General features: G+C 45.6%; 13 protein-coding genes. 5 read left to right on the top strand and 8 right to left on the bottom strand.

The window, feature by feature from the left end; genetic code table 11:
- Window positions 1-75: 75 nt before the first annotated feature.
- The 3 genes from OCV50_RS10825 to OCV50_RS10815 all read right to left on the bottom strand — a co-directional run bounded on the left by OCV50_RS10825 (window position 76) and on the right by OCV50_RS10815 (window position 1,617).
- Window positions 76-765 carry a MipA/OmpV family protein gene (locus OCV50_RS10825; RefSeq protein ID WP_390905149.1) on the bottom strand — a complete coding sequence of 230 codons (690 nt, stop codon included), beginning with the start codon at window positions 763-765 and terminating at the stop codon, window positions 76-78.
- Window positions 766-879: 114 nt separating this feature from the next.
- On the bottom strand, window positions 880-1,323 hold the full coding sequence (locus tag OCV50_RS10820; RefSeq protein WP_261904158.1) for a YaiI/YqxD family protein: 444 nt from the start codon (window positions 1,321-1,323) through the stop codon (window positions 880-882).
- A 3-nt stretch (window positions 1,324-1,326) separates the two neighbouring features.
- Window positions 1,327-1,617 carry a hypothetical protein gene (locus OCV50_RS10815; protein ID WP_239841050.1) on the bottom strand — a complete coding sequence of 97 codons (291 nt, stop codon included), beginning with the start codon at window positions 1,615-1,617 and terminating at the stop codon, window positions 1,327-1,329.
- A gap of 725 nt (window positions 1,618-2,342) precedes the next feature.
- Here OCV50_RS10815 and OCV50_RS10810 point away from each other — a divergent pair.
- On the top strand, window positions 2,343-2,888 hold the full coding sequence (locus OCV50_RS10810; RefSeq protein WP_261903040.1) for a GNAT family N-acetyltransferase: 546 nt from the start codon (window positions 2,343-2,345) through the stop codon (window positions 2,886-2,888).
- Here the strand turns inward: OCV50_RS10810 and OCV50_RS10805 are convergent.
- Complete coding sequence (locus OCV50_RS10805; RefSeq protein ID WP_261903039.1) at window positions 2,833-3,141, bottom strand: DUF3301 domain-containing protein; 309 nt, start codon at window positions 3,139-3,141, stop codon at window positions 2,833-2,835. The genes OCV50_RS10810 and OCV50_RS10805 overlap by 56 nt on opposite strands.
- Window positions 3,142-3,211: 70 nt before the next feature.
- Window positions 3,212-4,249 (bottom strand): DUF3549 family protein, encoded by a 1,038-nt coding sequence (locus tag OCV50_RS10800; RefSeq protein ID WP_261903038.1) that lies wholly within the window; start codon window positions 4,247-4,249, stop codon window positions 3,212-3,214.
- An 87-nt stretch (window positions 4,250-4,336) separates the two neighbouring features.
- Here OCV50_RS10800 and OCV50_RS10795 point away from each other — a divergent pair, with 87 nt between their 5' ends.
- A complete protein-coding gene (locus tag OCV50_RS10795) occupies window positions 4,337-4,651 on the top strand; it encodes a YqcC family protein (RefSeq protein WP_261903037.1) in 315 nt (104 codons plus the stop codon).
- Complete coding sequence (gene truC / locus OCV50_RS10790) at window positions 4,642-5,385, top strand: tRNA pseudouridine(65) synthase TruC (protein WP_261903036.1); 744 nt, start codon at window positions 4,642-4,644, stop codon at window positions 5,383-5,385. The genes OCV50_RS10795 and truC overlap by 10 nt, the downstream gene beginning before the upstream one ends.
- Window positions 5,386-5,459: 74 nt before the next feature.
- Here truC and OCV50_RS10785 read toward each other — a convergent pair whose 3' ends face one another.
- The 3 genes from OCV50_RS10785 to map all read right to left on the bottom strand — a co-directional run bounded on the left by OCV50_RS10785 (window position 5,460) and on the right by map (window position 9,695).
- Window positions 5,460-5,843 carry a DUF3461 family protein gene (locus OCV50_RS10785; RefSeq protein ID WP_239841044.1) on the bottom strand — a complete coding sequence of 128 codons (384 nt, stop codon included), beginning with the start codon at window positions 5,841-5,843 and terminating at the stop codon, window positions 5,460-5,462.
- 175 nt (window positions 5,844-6,018) lie between these two features.
- A complete protein-coding gene (gene glnD / locus OCV50_RS10780; RefSeq protein ID WP_261903035.1) occupies window positions 6,019-8,640 on the bottom strand; it encodes a bifunctional uridylyltransferase/uridylyl-removing protein GlnD in 2,622 nt (873 codons plus the stop codon).
- Window positions 8,641-8,816: 176 nt separating this feature from the next.
- Window positions 8,817-9,695: a type I methionyl aminopeptidase gene (gene map, locus OCV50_RS10775; protein WP_239841042.1), complete on the bottom strand. Its 879-nt coding sequence runs from the start codon at window positions 9,693-9,695 to the stop codon at window positions 8,817-8,819.
- Between the two features lie 435 nt (window positions 9,696-10,130).
- Here map and rpsB point away from each other — a divergent pair, with 435 nt between their 5' ends.
- Both rpsB and tsf read left to right on the top strand, forming a co-directional pair.
- Window positions 10,131-10,862 (top strand): 30S ribosomal protein S2, encoded by a 732-nt coding sequence (gene rpsB / locus OCV50_RS10770; RefSeq protein ID WP_032551700.1) that lies wholly within the window; start codon window positions 10,131-10,133, stop codon window positions 10,860-10,862.
- Between the two features lie 141 nt (window positions 10,863-11,003).
- Complete coding sequence (tsf, locus tag OCV50_RS10765; protein ID WP_261903034.1) at window positions 11,004-11,849, top strand: translation elongation factor Ts; 846 nt, start codon at window positions 11,004-11,006, stop codon at window positions 11,847-11,849.
- Window positions 11,850-12,006 lie beyond the last annotated feature (157 nt).

Genomic DNA, 12,006 nt, shown 5'->3' with positions numbered 1-12,006 from the left:
AAAGCCTGCACACTGTGCAGGCTTTTTTGTTTATATATCTGTAGGGTATGGGGAGATAAAGCATGTTTCATGCAGTTATAGGCCTGCGAAACGATAGGTTAAACCAACCTCCAACGACCAACCCACATCTCTTTGAATAAGCGGGCTATTGGTATCATGATGAATAAATTCTGCTTTACTGACACCAATCCAGTGAGGGCTAAATTCGTACAGCCCGATTAACCCCGTCTCGTAAACAAAAGTGCCATCAGCATCAAAAGCAGCTAGGCCTGATGCGATCGATTCCGCGGCACTTACTCCGTAGAGATGATTAGAGAGTTTTTCATCGCGATAATCGACTTCAAAATAGGGAGTGAGGGTAAAGGCAGGGTTCCACGTATCAAACGTGCGCCCTAAGTGCAGTTGAATCTCATAGCCTTCGTGTTCTGAGGTTACATCGTGAAGAAAGGTTACGCGTGCGCCAACAGTGCCAAGTGTGATACCGAGTTCGCCACTTCCATCTCTGTCCTCTATACCATTGGGTAAGTCGGTAAAAGTGTCAGATACCTCAGCGAATCGCCAGTGACCAGAAAGGCCAACGTAGGGTAAGGCTTGCCAACTGGCTAAGCTGCCATCAACAAATCCGATAGGGCCTGAGTAAAAAAGGTTGGGTGTAGCACCAACCTGGGTTGAGTCCTTGGTTGAAAAGACGCTTTCACCTACGGTAAGACTACCACCGACAATACCGTACTCTTCACTAGCAAAAGTGGGGTAGCTGGCAGTCATAATCAGGGTAAGTGGAAGGGCGATGCGAGACATCATAAGCAATACTCCGTTATTGTCGTAATAGATAAGAACGGAGTAGTACGAATTTTATTTCAGAAGTGATTCTTGCCGGTATTAGCGCTTAGCGAGAATGCGGTCTAGATGGTTGGCAAATTCACGGCGATCAGTCTGTGACAATGATGCTGGGCCACCTGTTTGTACGCCACTTGAACGCATGGTTTCCATAAAATCTCGGATATTGAGACGCGCCTTGATCGTTTCTTTGGTGTAGAGCTCGCCGCGAGAGCTTAATGCTAATGCACCTTTAGTAATGACTTCATCGGCAAGTGGAATATCTGATGTAATGACTAAGTCGCCCGCTTCAGTACGCTTAACGATCTCGTTGTCAGCAATATCAAAGCCACTTGGGACTTGGATAGAGTGAATATTGTTGCGTTTAGGAACAGGCACTAAGTGGTTTGCAATAAATGTGCATTCAACGCCTGTGCGCTCTGCAGCACGCACGATGGTTTCTCTAATCACCTTGGGGCAGGCATCGGCATCAACCCAAATTTTCATCATCTATTCTTTCTCTGCTAGTTTTGCTTCAAGCTGGGTTACGCGCGCGGTAAGAGCGGCAATCTGTTGCTCGAGTTGTGCAAGCTTGTCGGTTGTATTTTCTTGTGGTGCTGCGACTTCAACTTTAGGAACACGGTTTGCGTTCTTCCAGCTTTTAATCGTGGTTATCAATGCGGGCATTGGAACAGGAGTACTCATGCGCGCTTTAACCAGTGCAACGGTCGGTTCTTTTCCTTGAGCTTTTAGTCCTTCGAGAACGCTTTTTAGCTCGTCTGAAACATCTTTCGTCAGCATATTAACCTCCATAACTGCATTACTTTGTATGTTACTCGCTCAGGCATTAGATAGCGAATCCTAAAAGCGCCATTTGCTTGTGAGAGATCTCTTACAAAGGTTGTGAGATAACGCGAATACTTCGTTGGAGAAATTGATATGCATATTTTTAAGGTGTTGAATTTTAAATGTTTTATATAATTAACAACTTGGTTGAGTTTAAAATGTGATGCAAATCTATTGTCCGAAATCCTAAATCGCGTAAATTAAACCTTGTCGGAAGGAGTCTGACACGGAACAGGAAAGCACCAAGGATTTGGTTATCTTCAGGATGAAGATTTGGTTATCTTCAGGATGAAGATTTGGTTACTTAGGATGAGTGATCAAGCATGGAGCGTAAGGACATTGCAGGGATACGACAGCTGATAGGATATTAGCTGCAACGGATTGGCAATGGACACCTTTAGGATAAAGGTTAGGAACAACATCAGGATGATGTAAAGGACACCGCTCACGGAACAAGTGATGTGCGCTAACGAGGATTGTTAGCTTTAAGGATGATAGGACACCGCTAGGACGGCGAAGTAAAGGAAAGAGCTGAAGGATTACAGCCACTATTATGGATGATGCATGGAGCATTAATTAGTAGCCGGACTGCTGCGAGTAAGACCCTAGCCCTGACACTTCGGTGTCGGGGCTTTTCTTTATCTATTCAAATTCAATATTGTCCACACAAGGAGTGTGATATGACGATTGCGACTGCAAGAACTTTAATCGTGCCGTATACCGAGCAGTTAGAACTTGATTTTATCAAGCTCAATTGTTGTCCGGTAAATCGAGCAGAAATGAATGGACCTCATACCATCTCATCAGCAAAGCGCCTATTTCAGCATATTTTATCTGATCAAGAGGGCTTTGATCGTGCCATTCTTCACAACCAAACTCGTGAATATATGGGCCATATCTTTATCTCTCATAGCGAAGGTCGTTATGAGCTAGGGTTTATTTTAGATAAACGTTTTTGGAATCAGGGTATTGCCAGTGAAGTGGTGAAACCGTTTTTCAATATGGCGAGGTTTGAAGCGGATCTTAGTGAGGTTGTGGCAACGGTGAATGTTACCCACAACCCCTCAATTAAATTACTAGATAAGTTGGGTTTCGAATTTTGTGGGACCAAACAAGATGAATTTGGTCCATTCCACGAGTATCGATACTCAGAGCTCAACGAAAAGAAAATTACATTCTATGAGGCTGTAGCTCAAAGCGCATCGCGCGAAAGCCAATCATGGTAAGGCTGCCTTTATAACAGTCGTCACCAAGCGCAGAGAATTCGAACTGATATACGGTGTGCCAGCGCCAAATCGTTGTTAACTCATGACGCATTTTCAACTTATGGCCGCTGAATGCCACGCTTAACAACTGCAGATCGAGTTCTTTGCATTTTCTCGCAATAGCAGCTTTGGCGAGTTCCGATTGTCGGCGCTGCTGCCAAAACAGAAAGCAAAAGAAACAAAGAAACAGAATCCACAATAAATTATCTATCATTCTTCGACACGTCCTTTTGTATCAATCCGAATTTAACTCTAAAACTCTAGCGTTGTAGTGTTAATGGTTACTAAGCTTTGGCGGCTTGTTGCAGCTTAATTAAAGCGTCCGCCAGCTCTGGTGACGGGTTTGAGTTGAGCAGTGGTAAGAATACCATTCGTAAGCTCGGAATCATCACAAGGTCTGCAAACAGCTGGTTGAATAGGTTTTGGTTGCCTGTTTGTGCAAGGCGAAGTAAGAACTGCTCTGCGATTGTGGCATCTTGAAGCGTGTGCCAGCCTCTTCCTGCAAGGCCAATCAATACTTCTTGGTGGCTTAACCTAGGGCTAGCCAGTACGCTATTGACAACTTGTTTCGTGATTGAAGATTCAGCACCCGATAGCGCACGTACTAACGCGGACAGTAAGAACAGGTCTGGATCTTGGCTGTTTATTTGGTCTTGAGCCATCTCTTGAATGCGTTCTGCAAGCTTATCGCTAAGAGTTGCGTGTTCCAGTGCCCCAAGTGTCGCATAAAGTGGCTCAGAGGGCAGTTTGCGAAGGGCTTTACGAATGGCGACGCCGTTTTGCTTATCACCCAAGCGAGCGCACATGTCAGTAATGCCTTGCAGGCCGACGGTTTGCCAGTTCTCCCAGCCAAGATCGCCAGTAAAGTAGTGCTGTGCGTGCTCATAATACTGACTCGTTGGTAGTGATAGCTCTGCGCGAACTTGGCTATGGAATACCGCCATTTTATCTTCTGATGGTTTAAAGGTGTATGGGTTGTTCGAGAGCTTCTGCTGCTGCTCTTCACTCATATCACCACTTAGGCGGGTGCCCATCGCTTCCAGTACGAATTTTAAAAAGTTACCGATATCAGCTTGGCTTAATAGGCCGCGCTCATCGAGCTTAAACTTCAGAAACCAGATCCACGGTTGCTTCTGTTCGTTCCAGTAGCTTATTGCTAGGTGTGCCTGCTTTTGTAATGGGAACGGGTAGGGCTGCATGCCTTGTTCAACATCGGCAAAGAGATCGTTGTCGACTTTTTGAATTCGACGGCCAAGATCGTAGATTTCATATTGGCAGCCGCTATTTTTCAACAGCTGGGTGAGCGTGTGAATTGTTTCCATCAGTAATAAGCTCCTAACTTTCTTTCCCCAATAGATGGTACTCTATGGCCCAATTTCAAGGTCATGCGATAAATTACTTGGTGAAAAATGACGGCAACCACACAGTTATTCTCTTTGCTTCAGCAGTTGGAGCTGCAATTACAACACGCACAGCTATGGAGTGAGGTGCCTCCTACTGAAGAAGCTCTGGCGAGCACGCAGCCTTTTGCTATTGATACGCTTGAGCCTGAGCAGTGGCTTCAGTGGATCTTCATTGCTCGAATCCAGGCGATGATCGCATCTGGTGCTGCATTACCAAAAGGGTTTTCAATTGCCCCTTACTTCAGCGAAGTATGGAAAAATGATGCGGCTAAGAGTGAGCTGTTAGAGACGATCAAGCAGATTGATGAGGTATGTGCCTAATGTTAGAGATCATCTACCAAGACGAGTATTTTGTCGCGGTGAATAAGCCTGCGGGCATGTTGGTACATCGTTCATGGCTTGATAAACACGAAACACAATTTGTGATGCAAACTCTGCGTGATCAAATCGGTCAACACGTTTTTCCATTGCACCGTTTAGATAGACCAACATCGGGCGTGCTGGTTTTTGCGCTATCGAGTGAAGTCGCCTCTGAAGTGATGCCGATGTTTGCGAACCATGAGATGCAGAAAACCTATCATGCGATTGTACGCGGATGGATAGAAGAGGGGGATACCCTAGACTACGCGCTCAAGGTTGAACTGGATAAGATTGCTGACAGGTTCGCAAAAGAAGACAAAGAGGCACAAGAGGCGGTTACTGTCTACGAACCTCTCGCTAAAGTTGAAGTGCCATATTCGACAGGGCGTTTTCCAACCAGCCGCTACTGCTTAGTTGAAATGCTGCCAAAGACAGGTCGAAAGCATCAACTACGTCGCCATATGGCGCACCTAAGGCATCCTATTGTTGGTGATACTTCCCATGGTGACGGTAAGCATAACCGACTGTTCCGTGAAAACTTGGATTCACACCGCTTGCTGTTGCACGCTTCAGAGCTGCGTTTTATTCACCCATTTACTCAGCAAGAGGTCGTCATGACAGCTAGCTTAGATGAAACTTGGCTGAACCTGTTTGCGCAGTTTGAGTGGGATATCAAGCTGATAAGCAAGAAGTAACAGTGGTCGATAAATAGAGTAAAGGGCTGATAGTTAATCACTATCAGCCCTTTTTTATGAGTCTAAGAGAGGGATCACTTTAGTTTTTCAAGATCCGCTTCGATCTCTGCGATCTTGCTAGAAACCACTTTCTCTAAATGACGTAAATCGGTCAGTATCTTCTGTTTCACATCGACGTCACTGCTTGGTGATGGCTTGGTGATCTTATTCAGCTCATCAATCACCAGTGTTAGGTTGCGATTGATTTCAGTAACTTCTTTATATTGGCTGTTACCGCCGCTGACCAGCACACTTTTTACTTGGCGTGGATATTTGAATTTGACGCTTTTAGCGAACAGTTCGCCTTTTTGCTTGCGGAAGTAGATCTTTAGGATGTCTTTGTGAGCTTCTTGACGAAGTGAGTAACGTTCAATCTGTTTAGGTTCATGGATGCCTAAGCCAGTGAGGTTTGGATACATAAGCGACCTCTAGTATCTGAATGAGAAGACGGGTTACATAGGTTAATGTAGCAGCCTAATCACGAGCTAGATAGCGCTGGTGAATGAATTGATACTAAGTTGTGGGCAAGATCGCTCTCTCGACCTTGCCCACACTAAAAGCAGAATATTCAACTACCTGCTTGATGCGCTTTGATTATGGAGCAAGCTCCGATACGTGTTCGGTGAGGCGTTCACGCAGGGCTTGTTGTTGCTCTTCAGTTAAACGACCTCCAATATCGCTGGTCAAGATAAACAAGTCTTCGGCACGCTCACCTATAGTGGTGATTTTTGCAGCATGTAGGTTGATGTTGAGCTCAGCAAAGGTTGCACCAACTTGCGCCAACAGCCCTGGTGTGTCGAGCGCTCTAAGCTCCATCAAGGTTCGCTTCTTACTCTTAGTTGGTAAAAATTCTACGGATGTCTTCACCTTAAAGTGCTGTAAATTACGCGGCGTGCGACGAGTACGGATTTTGGTTGGTCGACCGTCCTCCAATACATGGGTGAGGTGCTTGATGACCGCTTTGTGTCTAGCCTCGTCGATGGCTTCGCCATGCTGATCGAGCACCATAAAGGTATCGAGGACGTGACCATCTTTACTTACCATCACTTGGGCGTCATGGACGTTGAAGTTACGTCTATCCAACTCTGCAACCACAGTAGCAAATAGTGCTGGTTGGTCTTTAGAGTAGACGAACACTTCTGTACCGCCACGCGTTGGCTTTTTACTTATCAGCACAAGAGGTTGGCTAGAGTCTTCAAGGCGCAATAGGTTCTCACAGTGCCAAGCGATCTGCTTGTGGCTATGACGAAGGAAGTAATCGGCTTTAAAGCGTTGCCATAACACCTCTATCTCGCGTGCAGTAAAGCCTTCTTTACGCAGTAGGGCAGATGCCATCTGTTGGTTGTGACGAATTCGGTCGCGCACATCGACAGGGTTTTCTAAGCCACGGCGCAATGCTCGTTGAGTAGAGTGAAAGAGCTCGGCTAATAAGGTTCGCTTCCAACTGTTCCAAAGCTCTGGGTTGGTTGCACAGATATCGGCGACAGTCAGACAGACCAAGTACTCCAGTGATTCTTCATCACGGACTTTTTTGGCGAACTCGGTAATCACGTCTGGGTCGTAAATGTCACGACGCTGAGCCGTTACTGACATTAGTAGGTGGTTTTGAACTAACCAAGAGACGAGTTTGGCTTCAGGTTTAGACAAGCCGTGCTCGATACAGAAAGAGTAAGCTTCCACTGCGCCAATTTCAGAGTGATCACCACCACGCCCCTTACCGATGTCATGGAAAATAGCGGCGAGAATTAACAGCTCTTTTTTCTGTATGCGAGGGTAAACCTCACAGCAGATAGGATGTTTGTCATGGTTTGCTGCATAACTGAAACGGTTGATGTGTTTCAGTAATCGAATACTGTGCTCATCCACGGTGTAAACATGGAAAAGGTCAAACTGCATCTGACCGACAATCTGACTCCACTGTGGAAGATACGCAGAAAGTACCCCAAGTTTGTGCATCAGACTAAAGGCTTTATGCAGTGCGTTAGGGTGACGCACCAAGGCCATGAACTTTTCACGCGCTTCAGGGATGGTATGTAGGAAGCGGTTAAGTCTGCGACGTGCCGTACGCAGTTGTCTTAATGTTGGAGGGCTTACGCCTTCAATAGAGGAGTCATTAGCGATATGGATAAACATATCGAGAATGGTTTCTGGGCGCGCTTGGAATAACGCAGGTTTACGAGCTTCAATCAAAGAGCCGCGTCTTTGGAAGTCTTCATTGAGAATTTGAGCGTCTTGAGTTTCACCGCCATTAATGATCGCTTGATCAAATAGCTTGAGCAGCATCTTGTTGAGCTCAGCGACACGACGCAAAGTTCGATAGAACTCCTTCATCATCATCTCTACGCCACGGTTACCTTCACCAGAATAACCCAAGTGCTCAGCAACCTGAGCTTGGTGGGCAAAGGTAAGTCGGTTGTCATAGCGTCTTAATTCAATGTGCAGCGCAAAACGCACGCGCCATAGGAAATCCTGACACTCAACCAGTTCGCGATACTCGGCATCAGTTAGGAAGCCGTACTTGCTCATCTCAAGCAGAGACGTTGCGCCAAAGTGACGACGTGCAACCCAGCTGAGAGTGTGGATATCGCGCAGACCACCTGGCGTAGATTTGATATCCGGCTCTAAGTTGTAAGTTGTGTCGTGATAGCGCGCATGACGCTCTTTCTGTTCTTGAATCTTGGCTTTGTAGAAGGTTTCGCTAGGCCAAAATGAGTCAGAATGGATCTTCATCTTGAGCTGCTGGAAGGTATCTTCACTGCCACACAATAAACGAGACTCTTGTAGGTTGGTTGCCACCGTTAGGTCTGCACTACCGATGTCTAAACACTCCGAGACGGTTCTCACCGCATGCCCGACTTCTAACCTCAGATCCCAAAGCAGGGTGATGAATTCACTGACCTTATCGCCCAAAGCTTTGGGCAGCGTTTTTTGAGAAACGACAAGAATATCGATGTCGGAAAGGGGATGAAGTTCACCGCGTCCGTAACCGCCAACGGCAACAAGACTTATGTGGGGTAATTCGCTAAAACCAAAATGCTGCCACAAGCGACTCAAAACACGATCCATATATTCAGAGCGTGAGAGTACGAGGTCGGTGACGGGGTGGTGATTGAGAAACTCGTTTTTCTGGTATTCGGTGAACAGTTCGAGTTTTTGTTTAAGTTCACTGATTTCTATTTGTTCTTCTTTGAACGTAAGAGGACATTGGTATGGCATAGTTTGCTATCCGTGCAAGCAAAAATAGGATTACAGACAATTTACCAGAGGTTGCGCGGAAATCGAAATGGTTGTGAAAGCGTGTTTGTAAAGAGAGTCGGGAAGGTTGGCGGATAAAAAATATCCCCGACTAAGCGGGGATAGATTCTTGAGTGCTGATTTTTTGGCTCAGGCGATTAAGCGTTTTTCATGATACGAGGAATAGTATCGTCGCTACGCAGAGTCAGCACTTCACAGCCAGTGTCTGTTACAACAAGCGTGTGTTCCCACTGTGCAGAGTTTTTGCTGTCTGCGGTGTACACCGTCCAGCTATCTTCGTCATCAAGGCGACAGCCAAATTTACCTGCATTGATCATTGGTTCAATCGTGAAACACATGCCCGCTTTCAGTACAGTGCGGTCATTGTTTTTGTAGTGCACGACTTGTGGATCTTCATGGAATTCAGAACCGATGCCGTGGCCACAGTAATCCTTCACGATAGAGAATTTAGCGCGTGGGTTGTTCTTGTTGTTGGTCTTGATGTATTTCTCAATCGCAGTACCGATTTGACCCAATTGAACACCAGGCTTAACTTGGCGCATACCTTCGTATAGCGCTTCTTGTGCAACCATACATAGACGTTTGTTTGCTGGCGAAACATCACCAACTAGGAACATCTTCGAGGTGTCACCGTGGTAACCTTGAGGGCGTACACTTAAGTCTGCATCTTTGTCATCAGGGATAATCACTGTGATGTCTACGTTAAGGATGTCACCGTCTTTAAGTACAGCAGGCTTAAATTGACCTGTGCTACCCGTTTCGTCTTGTGATGCTGGAATACCGTGGCACACAATGTGGTTGATTGAAGTACAGATAGACTTAGGGAAACCGTGGTAATCAAGTGGTGCTGAGTATGCGCCTCTTTCTAGAGCGTAGTCATGACAGATTTGGTTTAGTTCTTCTGTCGTCGTACCTACTTGAATGTGAGGTTCGATCATCTCTAGAATTTCAGCAGCCAGTTTACCGGCGACGCGCATTTTTTCGATTTCTTCAGCAGTTTTAATTTTTACAGCCATTGCATATCTCTTAATTAGGTCGCACCTAAGTGTGCGTATGGGGCTATTCTAGCAGTGCAGCAGTTTAGCGCAACACTGCCATACCCATACGAAAGGGAAGGTTACTCTTATTGGCTGGTGGAATGAAGATAAATGACGCCATGCTTTGGTAGCTAAAATGGACTTTATCAGTAGCCATTATCAAGCTGTGAAATGGAATTTTTTCTAGCCAAAGATAGACAAAATATGGTATAAAGCGCGCCGGACATCAGGACTGTTTTCTCCCTCTTGGCGAAACAGCCTTTATGTTCACTTACTATATCTTTAAATCACACACATTCCGACACATGTTCCGGGGTGCTTCAACAACATAAATAACCGCTGCTTTAAGCCGTTAGTTGTTAGGGGTCGGATTCATGGGGGATGTGGAGGCCTAACCCCATAGAGGATTTTAAAATGGCAACTGTATCAATGCGCGATATGCTAAAAGCTGGTGTTCACTTCGGTCACCAAACTCGTTACTGGAACCCAAAAATGAAGCCATTCATCTTTGGTGCTCGTAACAAGGTTCATATCATCAACCTAGAAAAAACTGTACCAATGTTCAACGACGCTCTAGCTGAACTAGCTAAAGTTGGCGAGAAGAAAGGTAAAGTTCTTTTTGTTGGTACTAAGCGCGCTGCATCTGAAGCTGTTAAAGAAGCTGCTGTAAACAGCAACCAGTTCTACGTTAACAACCGCTGGTTAGGCGGTATGCTAACGAACTACAAAACTGTTCGTCAGTCTATCAAGCGTCTAAAAGACCTAGAAGCTCAAGCTCAAGACGGTACTTTCGACAAGCTAACTAAGAAAGAAGCTCTAATGCGCACTCGTGAAATGGAGAAGCTAGAGAAGTCTCTTGGTGGTATCAAGAACATGGGCGGCCTACCAGACGCTCTATTCGTAATCGATGCTGATCACGAACACATCGCAGTTAAAGAAGCAAACAACCTAGGTATCCCAGTTTACGCTGTAGTTGATACTAACTCTAACCCAGACGGCGTTGACTTCGTTATCCCAGGTAACGACGATGCAATCCGTGCAGTACAGCTTTACCTAAACGCTGCTGCAGACGCGGTTAAAGAAGGTCGTAACAAAGACGTTGCTGCTGTAGCTGCTGAAAAAGATGGTTTTGTAGAAGCTGAATAATAGCGGCTCTGAATCACGCTTGGCTTATCTAATCTAGATTTTGAAATCTATATTAAATGTAAGCTAAGTTATAGTTAGATCGGGGGCCTCATTTTGGCCCCTGATTTTTACCTTATTTTCGAATCAACCGAGGAATAGAGAATGGCAACTGTAACTGCTGCTCTAGTTAAAGAACTTCGCGAGCGCACTGGCGCTGGCATGATGGAATGTAAGAAAGCGCTTGTAGAAGCAAACGCTGACATCGAACTAGCAATTGAAAACATGCGTAAATCTGGCGCAGCGAAAGCAGCTAAGAAAGCTGGTAACGTTGCTGCTGAAGGCGCAATCATCATCAAAGAAGAGAACGGCGTAGCTGCTCTTCTTGAAGTTAACTGTCAAACTGACTTCGTAGCAAAAGATGCTAGCTTCACTGCGTTTGCAGAAGAAGTTGCAGCTGCAGCAGTAGCTTCTAAAGCTTCTGTTGAAGAGCTACAAGCACAGTTCGAAGAAACTCGCGTTGCTCTAGTTGCAAAAATCGGCGAAAACATCAACATCCGTCGCGTATCTTACGTTGAAGGTGCTGCACTAGCTTCTTACCGTCACGGTGAGAAAATCGGTGTTGTTGTTGCTGGTGAAGGCGAAGCTGAAACTCTTAAGCACGTTGCAATGCACGTTGCTGCATCTCGTCCTGAGTTCGTTAACCCAGAAGACGTACCTGCAGACGTAGTAGCTAAAGAGAAAGCTGTTCAAGTTGAAATCGCTATGAACGAAGGCAAGCCTCAAGAGATCGCTGAGAAAATGGTTATCGGCCGTATGAAGAAATTCACGGGCGAAATCTCTCTAACAGGTCAAGCTTTCATCATGGAACCTAAGAAAACTGTTGGCGAAATCCTTAAAGAAAAAGGCGCTGCAGTATCTAACTTCGTACGTCTAGAAGTTGGTGAAGGTATCGAGAAAGCTGCTGAAATGAGCTTCGCTGAAGAAGTTGCAGCGGTACAAAAAGGTTAATCCTTAGCGTATTGTTCGAAAAAAGACCGTGGCCCATGCTACGGTCTTTTTATGAATAGCGCATGGAAAATTAGCCGTGATGAATGGATAAGAATCTCGACACATGTCGTGAGACTTTTTGTCTATTCATGACTGTTAATCATCAACTCTTTGGAAG

Origin of the sequence: Vibrio fortis (genome assembly GCF_024347475.1) — a bacterium.
Lineage (GTDB): Bacteria > Pseudomonadota > Gammaproteobacteria > Enterobacterales > Vibrionaceae > Vibrio > Vibrio fortis.
Note: the sequence above shows the minus strand (reverse complement) of the source record. Positions and strands in the feature narration are given on the sequence as shown.

Coding starts and splice junctions, on each gene's coding strand:
- OCV50_RS10825 (WP_390905149.1), bottom strand. CDS start 765: ATGACTGCCAGCTACCCCACTTTTGCTAGTGAAGAGTACGGTATTGTC.
- OCV50_RS10820 (WP_261904158.1), bottom strand. CDS start 1,323: ATGAAAATTTGGGTTGATGCCGATGCCTGCCCCAAGGTGATTAGAGAA.
- OCV50_RS10815 (WP_239841050.1), bottom strand. CDS start 1,617: ATGCTGACGAAAGATGTTTCAGACGAGCTAAAAAGCGTTCTCGAAGGA.
- OCV50_RS10810 (WP_261903040.1), top strand. CDS start 2,343: ATGACGATTGCGACTGCAAGAACTTTAATCGTGCCGTATACCGAGCAG.
- OCV50_RS10805 (WP_261903039.1), bottom strand. CDS start 3,141: ATGATAGATAATTTATTGTGGATTCTGTTTCTTTGTTTCTTTTGCTTT.
- OCV50_RS10800 (WP_261903038.1), bottom strand. CDS start 4,249: ATGGAAACAATTCACACGCTCACCCAGCTGTTGAAAAATAGCGGCTGC.
- OCV50_RS10795 (WP_261903037.1), top strand. CDS start 4,337: ATGACGGCAACCACACAGTTATTCTCTTTGCTTCAGCAGTTGGAGCTG.
- truC (WP_261903036.1), top strand. CDS start 4,642: ATGTGCCTAATGTTAGAGATCATCTACCAAGACGAGTATTTTGTCGCG.
- OCV50_RS10785 (WP_239841044.1), bottom strand. CDS start 5,843: ATGTATCCAAACCTCACTGGCTTAGGCATCCATGAACCTAAACAGATT.
- glnD (WP_261903035.1), bottom strand. CDS start 8,640: ATGCCATACCAATGTCCTCTTACGTTCAAAGAAGAACAAATAGAAATC.
- map (WP_239841042.1), bottom strand. CDS start 9,695: ATGGCTGTAAAAATTAAAACTGCTGAAGAAATCGAAAAAATGCGCGTC.
- rpsB (WP_032551700.1), top strand. CDS start 10,131: ATGGCAACTGTATCAATGCGCGATATGCTAAAAGCTGGTGTTCACTTC.
- tsf (WP_261903034.1), top strand. CDS start 11,004: ATGGCAACTGTAACTGCTGCTCTAGTTAAAGAACTTCGCGAGCGCACT.